The organism is Paraburkholderia sp. EG304 (assembly GCF_046543485.1).
GTDB classification, from domain to species: Bacteria; Pseudomonadota; Gammaproteobacteria; order Burkholderiales; family Burkholderiaceae; genus Paraburkholderia; species Paraburkholderia youngii.
In genome coordinates this window covers 19,522-32,887 of record NZ_JBKGUA010000018.1, presented here as the reverse complement: position 1 = coordinate 32,887, position 13,366 = coordinate 19,522, and the positions used below count along the sequence as shown (strand labels likewise).

At 63.0% G+C, this 13,366-nt stretch carries 14 protein-coding genes; 10 read left to right on the top strand and 4 right to left on the bottom strand.

Annotated elements, in window-relative coordinates; translation table 11 throughout:
* The first annotated feature begins 63 nt into the window (after positions 1-63).
* Both ACLFKU_RS21640 and ACLFKU_RS21635 read left to right on the top strand, forming a co-directional pair.
* A complete protein-coding gene (locus ACLFKU_RS21640) occupies positions 64-345 on the top strand; it encodes a NirD/YgiW/YdeI family stress tolerance protein (RefSeq protein WP_410850415.1) in 282 nt (93 codons plus the stop codon).
* The gene (locus ACLFKU_RS21635) at positions 345-917 is read left to right on the top strand and encodes a class I SAM-dependent methyltransferase (protein WP_368582049.1); all 573 of its coding nucleotides are present in this window, start codon (positions 345-347) and stop codon (positions 915-917) included. The genes ACLFKU_RS21640 and ACLFKU_RS21635 overlap by 1 nt, the downstream gene beginning before the upstream one ends.
* Positions 918-976: 59 nt before the next feature.
* Here the strand turns inward: ACLFKU_RS21635 and ACLFKU_RS21630 are convergent, their stop codons facing one another.
* The 3 genes from ACLFKU_RS21630 to ACLFKU_RS21620 all read right to left on the bottom strand — a co-directional run bounded on the left by ACLFKU_RS21630 (position 977) and on the right by ACLFKU_RS21620 (position 4,199).
* Positions 977-2,926 carry a M48 family metallopeptidase gene (locus tag ACLFKU_RS21630; protein WP_410850414.1) on the bottom strand — a complete coding sequence of 650 codons (1,950 nt, stop codon included), beginning with the start codon at positions 2,924-2,926 and terminating at the stop codon, positions 977-979.
* A gap of 52 nt (positions 2,927-2,978) precedes the next feature.
* Positions 2,979-3,578 (bottom strand): LemA family protein, encoded by a 600-nt coding sequence (locus tag ACLFKU_RS21625; RefSeq protein ID WP_368582047.1) that lies wholly within the window; start codon positions 3,576-3,578, stop codon positions 2,979-2,981.
* A 303-nt stretch (positions 3,579-3,881) separates the two neighbouring features.
* A complete protein-coding gene (locus ACLFKU_RS21620) occupies positions 3,882-4,199 on the bottom strand; it encodes a LysR family transcriptional regulator (protein ID WP_410850413.1) in 318 nt (105 codons plus the stop codon).
* A 272-nt stretch (positions 4,200-4,471) separates the two neighbouring features.
* On the opposite strand from ACLFKU_RS21620, the gene ACLFKU_RS21615 reads away from it, so the two are divergent.
* A complete protein-coding gene (locus ACLFKU_RS21615; RefSeq protein WP_410850412.1) occupies positions 4,472-5,401 on the top strand; it encodes a Ku protein in 930 nt (309 codons plus the stop codon).
* A complete protein-coding gene (locus ACLFKU_RS21610; RefSeq protein WP_368582044.1) occupies positions 5,398-6,240 on the top strand; it encodes a tetratricopeptide repeat protein in 843 nt (280 codons plus the stop codon). The genes ACLFKU_RS21615 and ACLFKU_RS21610 overlap by 4 nt, the downstream gene beginning before the upstream one ends.
* A gap of 31 nt (positions 6,241-6,271) precedes the next feature.
* Here ACLFKU_RS21610 and ACLFKU_RS21605 read toward each other — a convergent pair whose 3' ends face one another.
* A complete protein-coding gene (locus ACLFKU_RS21605) occupies positions 6,272-7,246 on the bottom strand; it encodes a LysR family transcriptional regulator (RefSeq protein ID WP_410850411.1) in 975 nt (324 codons plus the stop codon).
* A 519-nt stretch (positions 7,247-7,765) separates the two neighbouring features.
* Here ACLFKU_RS21605 and ACLFKU_RS21600 point away from each other — a divergent pair.
* The 6 genes from ACLFKU_RS21600 to ACLFKU_RS21575 all read left to right on the top strand — a co-directional run bounded on the left by ACLFKU_RS21600 (position 7,766) and on the right by ACLFKU_RS21575 (position 13,349).
* Positions 7,766-8,758 carry an AraC family transcriptional regulator gene (locus tag ACLFKU_RS21600; protein ID WP_410850410.1) on the top strand — a complete coding sequence of 331 codons (993 nt, stop codon included), beginning with the start codon at positions 7,766-7,768 and terminating at the stop codon, positions 8,756-8,758.
* 104 nt (positions 8,759-8,862) lie between these two features.
* A complete protein-coding gene (locus ACLFKU_RS21595) occupies positions 8,863-9,429 on the top strand; it encodes a carboxymuconolactone decarboxylase family protein (RefSeq protein ID WP_410850409.1) in 567 nt (188 codons plus the stop codon).
* Positions 9,426-10,523, top strand: coding sequence for an acyl-CoA dehydrogenase family protein (locus tag ACLFKU_RS21590; protein ID WP_410850408.1), 1,098 nt, complete (start codon positions 9,426-9,428; stop codon positions 10,521-10,523). The genes ACLFKU_RS21595 and ACLFKU_RS21590 overlap by 4 nt, the downstream gene beginning before the upstream one ends.
* Positions 10,523-11,308: an ABC transporter ATP-binding protein gene (locus ACLFKU_RS21585; protein WP_368582220.1), complete on the top strand. Its 786-nt coding sequence runs from the start codon at positions 10,523-10,525 to the stop codon at positions 11,306-11,308. Before ACLFKU_RS21590 ends, ACLFKU_RS21585 begins: the two co-directional genes overlap by 1 nt.
* 12 nt (positions 11,309-11,320) lie before the next feature.
* Positions 11,321-12,511 (top strand): ABC transporter substrate-binding protein, encoded by a 1,191-nt coding sequence (locus tag ACLFKU_RS21580; RefSeq protein ID WP_410850407.1) that lies wholly within the window; start codon positions 11,321-11,323, stop codon positions 12,509-12,511.
* Positions 12,512-12,575: 64 nt separating this feature from the next.
* A complete protein-coding gene (locus ACLFKU_RS21575; protein ID WP_410850406.1) occupies positions 12,576-13,349 on the top strand; it encodes an ABC transporter permease in 774 nt (257 codons plus the stop codon).
* The last annotated feature ends 17 nt before the right edge of the window (positions 13,350-13,366 follow it).

Below are 13,366 nucleotides of genomic sequence, written 5' to 3'. Positions count from 1 at the left end.
CAGCCTCGGGTCCGTAGACTGCTTTCTGTCGCGACCACGATGTCGCCCGTTCAAGGAGAACCAATGAAGAAGCTCATTGTTGCCTGCCTGATCGCCATGTCCGCCGCAGCGGCCCACGCGGCATACACAGGACCGGGTGCCGAAGCGACGGCCACGACGGTCCAACAGCTCCGCGACGCAGGCAGGGAAGACCAGCGCATCTCGCCGCGCGGCCATATCGTGAAATCCATCGGCGATCAAAAGTACCAGTTCGCCGGCGGCACGGGAGAGATCCCGGTCAAGATCGAGCACGAACGCTGGCCGGCCGGACAGGTCAAGGTCTATGACATCAAGGTGGTGCAGTAATGGTCGCCGGCCCCCTGCACACGTCCCGGCTGTTTGCACGGGAATGGGCGACGGCGCCCTGGTCGGTCGGCGCCATCTGCCCGAGCTCACGGCGACTCGCCGCGCGTCTTGCGCGGGAGGTGCCGGCAGGCAACGGTGTGGTCATCGAACTCGGTGGCGGTACCGGCGCGGTCACGCACGCGTTGCTCGAAAACGGCGTGCCAACCGACCGGCTGATCGTCGTCGAGCGCTCCCCTACCTTCGTGCGGCATCTGCGCGGGCGATTCCCGAATGTGTCGGTCATGCACGCCGACGCTGCCCGCCTGGCCTGGTGCCTGCCACTGGACCTGCGCGTCGACGCGATCGTGTCGTGTCTGCCGTTGCGCTCGTTGCCTCATCGCGAGGTGGATGAGATCGTTGACCAGTGGCGGCAGGTCCTGCGTCCTGGCGGTGTCGTGATTCAGTTTACTTACGATATCCGGCCGGACCGGAACATCGTGAATGCCGGTGGGATGGGCGACTTTGTGATGCTGTCGAGCCGGATCATCTGGGCTAACCTGCCGCCGGCCCGTGTCGTGACGATGCAACTGTAAGCGGCACGACACGCGTCCAGCGGTCATGGCAAGAGCGCCTCGCACGTGCATTGCCAGGGCTACCCTTCCTCCGCTTCCGGCACGACGAGCGGCGGTAGCGGGCAGTCGAGCGTATCGCAGATGGCGCGAAGCAGTTCGGCTTCGCGGACGGTGACCTGCCGATTTGCCAGGATGCAGGCCGTGCAGGCGGCGACGATCCGGCGCTTGATGGCCGGGACCGATTGATTGAGCGTTTGCAGGGCCGCGTCGAATCCGGCGAGCGAGCATTCTTCGCGAGGCGGCAAGCGGTGGGCGTGCTCGCCGCCGATGTAGCCGCGCATGCCCGTATCGAAAGCCCGGGCGGCCTGGTCGGTTTCCGGCTGGCCTTCCCAGGCCAATAGCGCCAACACCGTTGCCACCGGGTGCGCGAGGCTCTGCAGGGAGCCGCGCACTGCACGCGCCGGGCGCTGAGGGAGGAATTGGGCGTCGAGATGCCGATGCAGCACACAGCGAAGCGTGTACTCGAACAAGCTCAGCCGCTGGTCGGCGACCATCAGCATCTCGACCTGAGCGCGGAATGCATGATGCTGCCGCGGCGACATCTGCCGCAGTGCTGGCAGGCTCAGGTCCAGAAGGGGCAGCCGATGTGTGTCCGGCAGAGCCTGGACAGGGGCGATCAGCCGCAGGGTTTCGGCGAAGTCCTGAGGCTCAGCGCCGGCTTTCAGCCGGGTCAGCTGGAGTTCCCGCAGGTCCGACCCCGGGTCCATGAGAAGGGCATAGACCAGGGCGCGAGCACTGAACGGTTCCTGGGCGGCGACCCGGAGCAGGTCTGGCATGCCATCGTGAAGCCCCTGCGCATAGCTGATCAGTTCCGGATCGATGCGGCCGACCCGGGATGCTGTTTCGTCGGCGAGCCCCAGGACCGGCACCGGCACCTGCGGAAGCCCCGGTAGCGTGGGAGCCCCGCCGAACGGCGGGGCATGGCTGCGCCGGGGGCCTTCAGGTTCGTCCCGATCGACACCTACCGGCCGCACCTCCGGGAACCGGCCGTCGAACTGGGGATTGAGCCGGCGAATGCGCTCGACGAGGGGCGGGTGGGTAGCCAGCAGTCCGGCGAGTCCCTCGCCAGCGAAGGCGTTGGCGAAAAACATGTGACCGGCCTCTGCGGCTTGGGGGTTGCCGATGCGTGACCCCTCGGCCAGCCCGCCGATCTTCATTAGCGCCCCGCCGATTCCGTCGGGGTTGCGCGTGAACTGGACGGCACTGGCGTCGGCCAGGTACTCGCGCTGCCGCGACACCGCCGCCATGATCAGCCGACCGAAGAACGCTCCCACGAGACCGAGCACGAACACGCCCAGGCCCAGCAGCACCATGCCGCCCTGGGAATTCTGCCTTCCCGACGAGCGTCCTCTGGAAGCGAACATGAGGCTGCGGCCGATGATGGACAACACCATGATCCCGAAGATCAGGCCGATTAGCCGGATGTTGAGTCGCATGTCGCCGTTGAGGATGTGGCTGAACTCGTGGGCCACCACGCCCTGGAGCTCGTCGCGGGTCAGGTAGTTCAGGCAGCCCTGCGAGACGGCGACCACAGCATCGCCCGGAGCGTAGCCGGCCGCGAATGCATTGATTCCGGGCTCATCCAGAATATAAACGGGGGGTACCGGCACTCCCGCAGCGAGGGCAATCTCCTCGACGACGTTGAGCAGCCGTTTCTGCCGCGCGTCGGTGGTCGTGCGGGGTACCTCCACACCGCCCAACATCAAGGCGACAGCCTGGCCGCCGGAAGCGAGCTGGCTCACCTTGAATGCGCTGGCACCGCCGACCACAAGGCTCACCCCCAGCGCCGCGAGCAGGAGCATCTCCGGCTGCCACCAGGAGACCGGCGCGTGGGCGCCATAGGTGCTGAGCGCCACCAGCAGCCCGTAGACCAAGGCGATCAGTATCAGGATCGCCAGGACGAAATAGACCACCAGCTGAAAGGTCTTGTGTCGGGCCGAATCCTGCTGCTGAAAGAAATTGGTGGTCACGGTCAGAGCGGCTTGGGGAGCATGAGACGCACAGAGCGATCGCGGTCCCGGCCTACCGGAACGACACCTTGGGCGCTGCGCGCTCGGTCTCTGCGGTTTCCAATAGCGTCGCCTCCTTGAAGCCGAACATGCCGGCCACCGTAACCGCCGGGAAGACCTCGCGCCGGATGTTGTATTCGGTGGCGGCGTCGTTGAACGCTTGCCGGGCGAAGCCGACCTTGTTCTCGGTCGAGGTCAGCTCTTCCTGCAAGGCGAGCATGTTCTGGTTGGCCTTGAGGTCCGGGTAGGCCTCGGAGAGGGCAAAGAGCCTGCCCAAGGTGCCGCCCAGCAGAGCCTCGGCCTGGTTAAACCCCTTGATGGCCGCCGGGTCGCTGGGGTTGGCGGCGACTTTCTGCTCGGCAGCCATCGCGCTGTTGCGGGCCTTGATGACGGCGTCGAGCGTCTCCCGCTCGTGGCCCATATAGCCCTTGACCGCTTCGACCAGGTTCGGAATCAGGTCGTAGCGCCGCTTGAGCTGCACATCGATCTGCGCAAAGGCGTTCTCGAAGCGCTTCCGGGCAACCACCAGCCCGTTGTAGATGCCCATTAGCCAGAGCGCGAGCAACAGCCCGATGCCAAGGAGCACGAGCAGGGTGATGATGACGGGACTCATTGGCCGTGACCTCCGACGAGAGCACTGCTGGTTTGGACCATCGCACGACTATGGAAACAGGATAAACGAAATGGCGTTCAATTCAATCGAGTCGCGATGCCGATATATGTAAAACGACGGAGATTGATGCGCAATGCGCCAATTCCTTGCTTCCGTGATTGTTTCTTTATCTGGTGCCGCGTCCGCATCGAGAGATTATCGTTAGTTATCGGAATCGCGCCGAAAATTGTTTGAGCAGCAACTGACGGGTGAAATGACTCAACGTTTGTGGCCGGAACGAGGCCGGAAGCGGAAGCTATTTGGTCAACTTTCAGGAAGGCAATCGGGTTCCTCTACAAAGCCGCCAGTGGGCGGCGTGACACCCAATCTCGCCGCTGCGGCGGAAAAGCTTTTCTGCTCAGCGACGGCAACAAACGTGGTGATTCCGTCGAGGCGATCCTGTTCCATCACCTTTTGCAAGACCCGATTATCTGTTCTGATCGCTCCTTGCACGGTGCGGCGAAATCGAGTCAGGCTGATAAAAAGAAAATCAATTAAAGACCGTTGGCTGCGCTCTAATGGCGTTAGTCGTTTTGCCGAGGGCGGCGCGCCATTCTGTACCACGGCATCCTTGGCGGGCAAGTCAATTCTATCCTTGCGTCAATTGCTCAGTGTCAGCGCCGGGGCCATGTGTTTTAGTCAGCTCGTGCCCGCAATTGGAACCGATTCCAAAGAGGAGCGCTGACGCCGACCTATAGAAGTTGTCTGGTTGAATCCGGAGAACCTGATCGGCTTCCTGTACACATCGAGTGCCAGCGCCCGAAAACGCCGTAGAATTCCCCAAGCACAGTTCGCCCTCGTGCGATGCAACCGAGTTTGTGCGACCAGCGGTCGCCGCTTATCGGGAGACAGTCATGGCTGCGCGTTCAATTGCGTCTCTGACGCTTTCCTTCGGTCTGGTATCAATTCCGGTCAAGCTTTACTCGGCGACCGACAGCGCTTCAGGTGTGGGATTCCATCTCCTGACGCCTGACGGCGGACGGGTCAAACAGCAGTACATCTCCGAGGCGACAGGCGAGGTCGTGGCGCGAGCCGACATGAAGAAAGGCTATGAGTTTGAAAAAGGCCAGTTCGTCGTTTTCACGCCAGACGAACTGAAAGCGCTCGAGGAAGGCGCAACGCATGTCGTTGAGATTGTTTCCTTCGTGCCGGAGAAATCAGTCGACCCTCTGTATTACGACAAGGCTTATTTCATCGCGCCAGACAAGCGCGGCGGCAAACCGTACAGTCTGCTTCAGCAGGCGATGCGCGAAAGCGAACGGTGCGCGCTCGCAAAATGGTCATATAAAGGGAAGACACGCATCGTCCAGATTCGCCCGGCCGAGGACGGCATGGTGTTTCAGCAACTGTTGTTCGCGGACGAGGTTCGCTCGCTGACTGAATTGCATATCGAGCATGTAGCCGTGACGGGCACCGAGCTTCAGCTCGCGCTGCAAATAATCGACCAGGTGTCCGAAGATTCGTATGACCCAACGGCGTACGAGGATGAGGAAAAGAAGCGGATTCTGGCAGCGATTGACCAGAAGATCGCCGGCAAGCAGATCGTGTCTCCCGCCGAACCAGGCATGGAGTCGGGCGCCGAAGTGATTGACCTGATGGAAGCCCTTCGTGCGAGCCTTGGCCGCAACAAGACCAAGCAGGCCGCGCCCGCCAAAGCCGCGCCCGTAAAAAAGGCGCCCGCAGCGCCAGCCGATGAGCTCGCATCCAAACCGAGGCGACCGGCGAAGCGGGCGCCGGCCAAGGTCGAAGAAGCGGCTCCTGCCAAGGTTCGGGCGCGCAAGTGAAAAGGCGCAATGCCTCGCACGACTACTCGTTGCGCAGTCTCCAGTCGCTGCTGGGTGTCTCACGACGAGTGCTGTCCGGCCTGATAGACGCTGGATTCGTGCAACCGTCGCGCGGTCGCCGTAACGAGCTCCGGTTCACGTTCCGCGACGTCGTGTTATTGCGCACAGCTTTCCAGCTTCAGTCGGCCAAAATCGCGTCGCGAAAGATTCTGCGAGCGCTTGCGCGGCTCAAAGCGGAATTGCCTGAAGAACTTCCGCTGACCGGCATCCGCATCACGGCTGTCGGTGACTCGGTGGTCGTCAAGACCGGTGAATCACAATGGGATGCGACCTCGGGTCAGCTTCTGCTCGATCTGGAAGTGGCGCCTGTCAAGGGCGAAGTCGCGTTCCTCGACGCTGCCCCCCGCAACATCGTTGGCCGGGAAAAGCAAACCGAGGAGTGGTTTGCTCTTGCAGAGGAACTTGCCGATACCGACGTCATCGGTGCTGAGCAGGCGTATAAAAAGGTGCTCGAATTGTCGCCGACTCCGCACTACGACGCTTATAACAACCTGGGCGTCCTGCTTTGCGAAGTCGGCATGAAGTACGACGAGGCATTGTCCGTCTTTGACCGGGCGCTCGAGCATTTTCCGCAGGACGCTCTGTTGCACTTCAATCGCGCAGTCGCTCTGGAAGAACTGGAGCGCTACGACGCAGCGATGCAAGCCTATGAACGATGCATCGAGCTCAATCCCACGCATGCCGACGCTCACTTCAATATTGCACGCTTGAGCGAGATTCGAGGCGACAAGCAGGGACTTGTCAGGCACCTGAGTGCGTATCGCCGGCTAAGCAGGTGACGCGCACTCGACTGCTCCGCGGCGCAGGCACTTACGCGGCGCTATGCCTGCGGGCGGCGCGCCCGCCTCTGCACGCGGAACCGCTCAGCTCTTCTGCCGTCAGGAAAAATTGACTGTTGTCCGCGAGCCGTGAAACCGCAAAATCGATGAAGGTTCTCACGCGCAACGGTTGCTCGGTTCGGCGACGGTAGTAGACGTAGATCGACTCGCGCTGGGTCACATGCTGAGTGAGCAAAGGCACCAGTCGTCCGGCGCGGATGTGTGACACCGCTGAGAAGCTTCCGAGCTGCCCGATCACCAGTCCGGCTAGTACCGCTTCGGCTTCCGCGTCGACATCGTTCGAGCACACCGACGCAGCCATCTCCTTGTACACGATCTCTCCGCCGATCATGAATTCCCATGGCGCGTGCTTGCCGGTGTTCGCCCGCCGATACGCTGAGCAACGATGCGCATCGAGGTCATTGACGGTTTTCGGCACGCCGTACCGTTCGAGGTAGGCCGGTGACGCGCACACGATCAGCTGAATTGGCAGAAGTCGTCGGGCAATGGCGCCCCCAGATGGCGGCGACCCGCCGCGAAAGCCGACGTCCGCGCGATCGCTGACGAGATCCGTGAAGCGATCGTCGAAACGCACGTCGATCTGCACATCGGGGTATAGCGCCGCGAACTCCAGGATCAACGGCAACAGTACCGTCCGTCCGAGTGCGGTCGGCGCGCTCACACACAGTGGTCCCGCGACTTCCTCTTTTGAACGGCGAGCATCGTCGATCGCCGAAGACAGCATGGCGAGCGCCGGCTCGACGCTGCGCAACAGTCGTTGTCCCTCGTCGGTCAGGCTCAGCTTGCGTGTGGTCCGATGGAAAACCTGGACGCCAAGGGATTTTTCAAGCTGCATCACAGCGTGGCTCGCCGCCTGAGGCGAGATACCCAGATCGACGGCGGCGCGGCGGAAACTGCCGAGTGTCGCCGTGCGGACGAAAACCGAAATAGCGCGGACCTCGTTCATCGTCGCCCCCATTAGCAAATTTTTGTTGATTAATGACTCTAACATCCGTCGGGCTAGTGCATGTTAATCGTGCGTCCCATGCTGCTGTTCACCTTCACGACGAAATGGGAGGACAGCATGAGCAACGCTAAGAGCCCGAATAGCAACGCTGTGTACGCAGACGCCATGACCCTTAGAGAGGAATTGGAGAAACGCTTGTAAGCGAATGCGGCAAGCTCTGCCGAGAATCGAGTTGGCTGTCCTCGGGTCGCGTGCAGGCAACGCTACGGAGACGTGAACATGGGACAAGAAGAGGCCGTCGTTTCGGTAGCCTCAAAGGAAGCGCGGCGGCGCGCGGCACGCTTGCCTCCCTGTGTGTGCAGAGCATTCTCGCCATCGCGCCGGCGCTAACTGCCGAGTACGCACCGTTGTGGTTCCATCGAATCCGCAGACGCGCATATCGTTCTGACGAAAAAATCGTTGTCGACGCTTATCGCAGACGCCACTCTGGAAGGTATTTTGTTTCTCGGGTGTCTGAGCATGCTGAGTGATTCCACGGACGAAATGACCGACTGGCTGCTTTCCAGTCTCGAACTAAAGAGCACGGTGTTTCACGTTGGGCAGTACTGCGGCACGTGGCAAGCATCGACGGCAGGCCGTCACCTCGCCAGCTTTCATGTCGTGCTGTATGGCGAGTGCTGGCTGCATGTCGCAGCCGGACCGGAACGGGCGGCACACAGCATCCGCTTGCAAGCCGGTGATGCAGCGTTTCTGGTGCGAGATGTTCCGCATTGTCTGTCGCCGTCAGCCGAGCCGCCGGCGGCCGGCAGCGAGACCGCGCGCATGGGCGTGATGACGCCACTCGAACCCGGGCAGACTCACGAGCGGACCGCGGCGGGCGTTGGCATTGCTTGCGGTTTCTTCGAATTCGCGTCGGCGCTCGACGGGCTGCTGGTCGGGCTGTTGCCGGAAAGGATCATTGCGCGCCACGACCACCCGTCGATGGAAAAGGCACGCACGATCTTCCGCCTGATTCGGGACGAAGCGTTGGGCGGCGCCGATACAGTGTCGCTGGTTCTCGCCCGGCTCACCGGTCTGCTTTTTGTGTACGCGTTGCGCGCACATGATCGCGACGAGGATGCGGTGCCAAGCTTCTGGCGACTGTTGCGGCACCCCGCGTTCGCGCAACTGGCTGGCGCCATCGTCGAGACTCCCGAGAAGTGCTGGACGACGCAGACGATGGCCGCCTTCGTCCATATGTCCCGTTCGCGTTTTTGCCGGCTGTTCGGCGAGCTTGCCGGTCAGCCGCCTGCACGGTTCGTCGCCCTCGTCAGAATGAAACTGGCCGCCACCATGCTTGCGCATGGCGCATCGACCGCGAAAGTGATCGAGCAGGTTGGCTACCATTCCGAGTCGGCATTCGCGCGTGCGTTCCAGCGCGTGATCGGAGTACAGCCCGGATCATGGCGGCGCGGTCATCCCGTAGTGCGCGACCAACAGACAAGCTCCATACAAAGCGGCGCGATTCATTGAGCAGCAGCGGTCAAAGACAATCGGGCAGAAATTAGAGATGGTTTCGACTTGTTGGCAATCGGGCACGGCGCACAGAATACGTCTCCAACTGAAAGGAGTGCAATATGAGCCGCCTGCCCCTGCAGACTATCGAGAGCGCGCCCGAGGCGAGCCGCCCGTTTCTTCAGCGCTCACTGGCTGCAAATGGTTTCCTGCCAAACCTCGTTGCCGCGCTGGCGAATGCGCCTGTGGCGCTGGAAACGTACCTGAGCGTCGGAGAAATCAACTCGCGCGGCGGACTGACGTTGGCCGAGCGTGAAACGGTTCAGATCACGGCTGCGGCGATTCACGGTTGCGGTTTCTGTGTGGCGGGTCACACCGCGGTTGCGTTGAAGAAAGCACAACTTGCCCCGGCGCTGGTGGATGCGCTGCGTGCGCAGCAGCCGCTGCCCGACGCGCGGCTCGACGCGGTCGCTGTATTCACGCGCGCGGTGATCGCCACGCGCGGCGCTGTCGCCGACTCGGAACTCTCGGCGTTCCTGGCGGCTGGCTTTACCAATGCGAACGCGCTCGAAGTGGTCCTCGGCGTGAGTCTTGCGACGCTCTGCAACTTCGCGAACAACCTCGCTCGCAATGATCTCAATCCGCAGTTGGCCGACTATCGTTGGGAACCCGGGACGCAAACAGTATGAGTACCGCTTCTTTCGTCCCCGCCGATCTTGCCGTATGGCTCGACACGCACGCGGAGTCGCTCGACTCGAGCGCGGGGCACGCACGTGAAATCGTGCCGCGGCTTGCCGCCGCCGGACTCTTCGGCGTTGGCGTTCCCGCTACCTATGCCGGTGGTCGTGGTGGTGCCGCGACCGATGCAGTCGAAGCGATCGCGCAGGTTGCTTCCCACTCGCTGAGCGCCGCGTTCGTGTTCTGGGGCCATCGGACCTTTATCGAATACCTGTTGCACACTCCGAACGCCGGGCTGCGCGACACGTGGCTCGCGCCACTGCTGAGTGGCGAGGTCGCGGGCGCGACCGGCCTGTCGAACGCAATGAAGTACCTGTCCGCGCTGGAGCCGTTGCAGATGAGGGCCGAACCGGTTGCAGCCAATGGGTCCGGCGCGCGTCGCTGGGCGCTGTCGGGGAGTCTGCCGTGGATCACGAATCTGCGTCCCGAGGGATTTCTGGTGGCAGCAGCGTTCGATCACGCGGACAGCGGCAAGCCGTCGATTTTCGCGGTTCCGCACGATCTTCCCGGCGTTGGGCGTAGCGCCGATCTCGACCTGATCGCATTGCGCGCGAGCAATACCGCCGCGTTGAAGATCGAGGGCGCACAGCTCGACGAACGCTGGATGATCGCCGCCGACGCGAGTATGTTCCTCACACGCGTGCGTCCCGGCTTCCTGGGCTTGCAGTGCGGTCTTTCGCTTGGCCTTGCGCGTCGCGCGCTCGCGGCCGTGGCGCTGGCCCGTCCGGCATCGAGGCTGGCGCTGGCCGCAGACGCCGAACAGCTCGCCGACGAGCTTGCGCGGTTGACCGACCAGCTATGCACGGGCATTGCGGCTCAGACGTATATCGAGGATGCGCCGAACCTTTTCCGCCTGCGCATTGCGCTGGCGTCGCTGGTGGCATCGGCCGTGAACCTCGAGGTCCAGGCGAGCGGCGGACAGGGCTATCTGCGCGAGCAGTCGGCCGTTGCGCGTCGCGTGCGCGAGGCGTCGTTCGTGCCGATCGTCACGCCGAGCATCGTGCAACTCAAGCACCAGCTTGCGCTGCATGCCAGGACCGAATGATGGCCGAGTTCGTCGCACCTCACGTGGAACTCCACGACATCGCGCTCAGCTACGGACAGCGTCGGGTTATAGATGGCGTGACGTATAGCGTGCGACGCGGCGAGATCGTGTCGATCCTGGGTCCGAGCGGGGCGGGCAAATCGTCGTTGCTGCGGGTCGTGGCGGGACTGTCCGCGGCAACGCGCGGCACCGTCCTGATCGATGGCGAGCCCGTCAGTGGTCCGCGCCCGGACGTGGCCATTGCCTTTCAGGACCCCTGCCTGCTGCCGTGGTTGTCGGTGGAGCGCAACGTCGCATTCGGACTGGGCTTCGCGAGACAGACGAAGTTGTCCGCTGCTGAACGCCGGGCGCGTGTGGCCGCGGCGCTCGAAGAAGTCGGGCTCGCACACGCGCGAGACCTGGTGCCTTCACAGCTGTCTGGCGGCATGGCGCAGCGCGTGGCTCTGGCGCGTTGCGTGGCCCGGCGGCCAAAAGTATTGGTCCTCGACGAACCGTTCGGGGCGCTGGATGAAATCACCCGCGAGGGGATGCAGAAACTGCTGAAACAGGTTGTCGCCGACACGCAGGCAGCAACGCTGCTCGTCACGCACGACATCGATGAAGCACTGCTCGTCTCCGACCGCGTGGCGGTGCTTGGCCGGCGCGGCACGCTGGCGCTGGAACTGGACATCGACATCCGTTACCCACGCGTCGAACATCTGCAGAGGCTCGGCGCGTTGCGGCTGCGAATCTTGGAAGCGTTACGCGATTCGATGCCTTCATCCGTTTCCTCCCACAACGACTGAGGAATGCGTTTAATGTGCGAACACCCTATTTCCCGTCGCGACTGGCTCAAGCTCGCCGCGATGCTGACCGTGACTGGCGCGGCACCGTTGCTGAGTGCTTTCGATGCCCGTGCGAACGCCGAACCCGATGCACCCGTACGCATCGGTTACCTGCCTATCACCGATGCCGCGCCGCTGCTCGTCGCACATAACAAGGGCTATTTCGCCGCTGCCGGTTTGCAGGCGGACAAGCCCGTACTGCTGCGCAGTTGGGCTCAGCTCGTCGAAGCGTTCCTGTCAGGTCAGGTGAACGTGGTGCATCTGCTTTCTCCGATGACGGTATGGGCACGCTACGGAGCCAAGGCACCGGCAAAGATCGTCGCGTGGAATCACGTCAACGGGTCGGCTCTCACCGTCGCGCCGGACATTTCGACGGTGAACGATCTTGGTGGCAAGACCGTAGCGGTGCCGTTCTGGTACTCGATTCATAACATCGTGTTGCAGGACCTGTTGCGCGCGCATGGCCTGACGCCCGTGCTGACGAAGAGCGGTCCGCTCGAGCGCAATGAAGTTCGTCTCATCGTGATGGCGCCTTCCGATATGCCGCCCGCGCTTGCTGCAAAACAGATTGGCGGCTTCATCGTCGCGGAGCCGTTCAACGCCGCGGCCGAAAAGATGCAGGTGGGCAAGGTCCTGCGCTTCACCGGCGACGTATGGCGCAACCACGCCTGCTGCGTGGTGTTCATGCACGAACGGGATATCACCGGCCGTCCGCAGTGGACGCAGAAGGTGGTGGACGCGATCGTGCAGGCTCAACTGTGGACGCGCGCGCATCCGCAGGAAGCGGCGCAACTGCTTTCGCGTTCGGGGGCGGACCGCTACACACCGCATACGGCGGAGGTGCTTACCGATGTGCTGGCGCCGTCCGCGGCAGGCGAGGGCCGCTACCTCGGAGACCGAGCAATCGTTCACGCCGATTGGCACCAGAAGCGGATCGATTTTCAGCCCTATCCGTATCCGTCGTACACCGAGGAACTCGTGCGGCGGCTCAAGGCGACAAAGATCGACGGTAACCAGGCGTTCGTTGCACAGCTGGACCCGAAGTTCGTCGCGGGTGATCTCGTCGACGAGCGATTCGTGAGACGAAGCATTACATCGGTTGGCGGCATGCAGGCATTCGGTTTGCCGGACGGATTCGAAAGAAGGGAGACTGTGATTGTCTAGTAGTCTTTCATCCCGCACGGTGAGTTCATCGCGCACTGCGAGTCACGCCGACGGGGACAGGGCAGTGCGGCGCTCGCGGCGCCTGCCGAACGCGCTGCTCGGACTGCTGGGCGGCGCGATCGCGATCGTCGCCTGGTGGGCGGCGGTGACACTGCCTGGCGGTGCCGACGGCTTCGTTGCGCAGTTTTCACCGCTGCATGCGCTGGCGGCATTGCCGGGGCTCGTCGCCGACGAGCATCTGTTGTCGCATGTGGCAGCGAGTCTGCGCCGCGTCGCGGTTAGCCTTGGCTGGGCGCTCGTCGTCGGCGTTCCGCTGGGCTTTGCACTCGGCCGCTCGAAGCGCTTCGAAACGACGTTCTCACCGACGCTGCAGTTTCTGCGCATGATCTCGCCGCTCTCGTGGATGCCCATCGCGGTGATGTCGCTCGGCATCGGCGATCGCGCTGTGTATTTCCTGCTGACCTTCGCGGCCGTGTGGCCACTGTCGATGAGCACCGCGGCAGGGGTGGCGCACATCGATCGCCGGTGGGTGCAGCTAGGCGAGTCGCTCGCTGCGACGAGGCTCGAGATGTTGTGGCACGTGTATGTGCCGGGTGTCGCCTCGCACGTGCTGACCGGCGTGCGGCTCGCAATCGGCATCCTGTGGATAGTGCTCGTGCCGGCCGAAATGCTCGGGGTCAGCTCGGGGCTGGGTTATCTCGTCCTCGATGCACGGGACCGCCTCGCCTACGGCGATTTGACCGCCGTCGTTCTGATCATTGGCGCGCTCGGGTTTGCACTGGACTGCGCCGCGCGTGCCGCGCGGAAGTTTGTCGGCGGCATGCCGGGCCAGGATTGAGGCGGGGCGCGCGAATC

Excerpts from the sequence above, each read along its gene's own strand:
- ACLFKU_RS21640 (WP_410850415.1), top strand. The coding sequence starts at position 64 with ATGAAGAAGCTCATTGTTGCCTGCCTGATCGCCATGTCCGCCGCAGCG.
- ACLFKU_RS21615 (WP_410850412.1), top strand. The coding sequence starts at position 4,472 with ATGGCTGCGCGTTCAATTGCGTCTCTGACGCTTTCCTTCGGTCTGGTA.
- ACLFKU_RS21585 (WP_368582220.1), top strand. The coding sequence starts at position 10,523 with ATGGCCGAGTTCGTCGCACCTCACGTGGAACTCCACGACATCGCGCTC.
- ACLFKU_RS21625 (WP_368582047.1), bottom strand. The coding sequence starts at position 3,578 with ATGAGTCCCGTCATCATCACCCTGCTCGTGCTCCTTGGCATCGGGCTG.
- ACLFKU_RS21590 (WP_410850408.1), top strand. The coding sequence starts at position 9,426 with ATGAGTACCGCTTCTTTCGTCCCCGCCGATCTTGCCGTATGGCTCGAC.
- ACLFKU_RS21605 (WP_410850411.1), bottom strand. The coding sequence starts at position 7,246 with ATGAACGAGGTCCGCGCTATTTCGGTTTTCGTCCGCACGGCGACACTC.
- ACLFKU_RS21600 (WP_410850410.1), top strand. The coding sequence starts at position 7,766 with ATGCTGAGTGATTCCACGGACGAAATGACCGACTGGCTGCTTTCCAGT.
- ACLFKU_RS21635 (WP_368582049.1), top strand. The coding sequence starts at position 345 with ATGGTCGCCGGCCCCCTGCACACGTCCCGGCTGTTTGCACGGGAATGG.
- ACLFKU_RS21580 (WP_410850407.1), top strand. The coding sequence starts at position 11,321 with ATGTGCGAACACCCTATTTCCCGTCGCGACTGGCTCAAGCTCGCCGCG.
- ACLFKU_RS21595 (WP_410850409.1), top strand. The coding sequence starts at position 8,863 with ATGAGCCGCCTGCCCCTGCAGACTATCGAGAGCGCGCCCGAGGCGAGC.